The organism is Litchfieldella rifensis, from assembly GCF_042646605.1.
GTDB classification, from domain to species: Bacteria; Pseudomonadota; Gammaproteobacteria; order Pseudomonadales; family Halomonadaceae; genus Litchfieldella; species Litchfieldella rifensis.
In genome coordinates this window covers 1-1,320 of the sequence record NZ_JBHRUG010000032.1, presented here as the reverse complement: position 1 = coordinate 1,320, position 1,320 = coordinate 1, and the positions used below count along the sequence as shown (strand labels likewise).

The following is a 1,320-nucleotide window of genomic DNA, read 5'->3' as shown; positions in this document are numbered from 1 at the left end:
GACGGGGCTAAACAAGAGGCGTCACACCCGGCCGATTGGCCCTGGGTGGACCGCTCAGTCTGGACGGACCGCATGTTGGCGGCGCTGGGTAACGGCGTCAAAGGACGTAAATGGTTCAGCCTGATCGACAAAGTGTATCGCTCGCCGACCCTGGTGAGTGCCTGGCTACAGGTCTACCGGAACCAAGGAGCGGCAGGCGTCGATCAGCAGAGTGTGGCACGCTTCGCCGCCCAGGCCGAACGCTACCTTGAGGAACTCCAGACCGAACTGACGGCGGGGCGCTACTGCCCGCAAGCGGTCCGGCGGGTAGAGATCCCCAAGGGGAACGGCAAGACCCGCCCCTTGGGGATTCCGACCGTCAAGGACCGGATCGTCCAGACGGCGGTCAAGCGCGTGATCGAACCGATCTTCGAGCACGAGTTCCTGCCGATGAGCTACGGCTTCCGTCCGGGGACCGGATGCCAGGACGCGCTGCGGGACGTCGATGCCGCCCTCAAGGCTGGCCAAACCTGGGTGGTAGACGCCGACCTCAAGGGTTACTTCGACAGCATCCCGCATGACCGTTTGATGGCGCAGGTCGAGGCACGGATCAGTGACGGCCGTTTATTATCGCTGATTCGCGCCTGGTTGATACAGGATATCGTCAGAGAGCTGGACCGCTGGACGCCCACCGCGGGAAGCCCGCAAGGGGCGATCATCAGTCCGCTGTTGGCGAACCTGTACCTGCACCCGCTGGACCTGGAGATGACCGAGCACGGCTACCGCATGGTGCGCTACGCCGATGACTTCGTCATTCTCTGCGCCAGCGAACGCGAGGCGCGAGAAGCGCTCGCCCGAATCCGCCAGTGGGTCGCGGCCAACGGCCTGACGCTGCACCCGGACAAGACCCACGTCGGGGATTGCCGGCAGCCGGGCCAGGGCTTCGAGTTCCTGGGCTATCGCTTCGAAGCAGGGAATCGCTGGGTGCGCAAGAAGAGCCTCCAGGCCTTCAAGGACAAGGTGAGGAGCAAGACCCGCCGGACGGCAGGTAAGAGTCTGCGGCAGATCATTGTCTCACTGAACCCGGTTCTCCGAGGCTGGTTCGGTTACTTCAGGCACGCTCACCGCTGGACGTTCGGGCCATTGGATGCGTTTATCCGCCGGCGGCTGCGTGCCATCCTGCGCAAGCAGGAGAAGCGGCCCGGCCGAGGCGGGGTCCGAGCTGACCATCGGCGCTGGCCGAATACGACCTTCGCCAACGCCGGGCTTTTCACCATGACGGAAGCCTGGCAGAACGCGAGCCAATCACGATGTTGAAACCATCGACTGGAGAGCCGTGTG

1 protein-coding gene is annotated in these 1,320 nt (G+C 64.1%); it reads left to right on the top strand.

All coding sequences use genetic code 11. The features are described from left to right. The coding region (ltrA, locus tag ACFOEV_RS18265; protein ID WP_386776333.1) for a group II intron reverse transcriptase/maturase at positions 1-1,296 on the top strand (1,296 nt) is incomplete at its 5' end. Positions 1,297-1,320 lie beyond the last annotated feature (24 nt).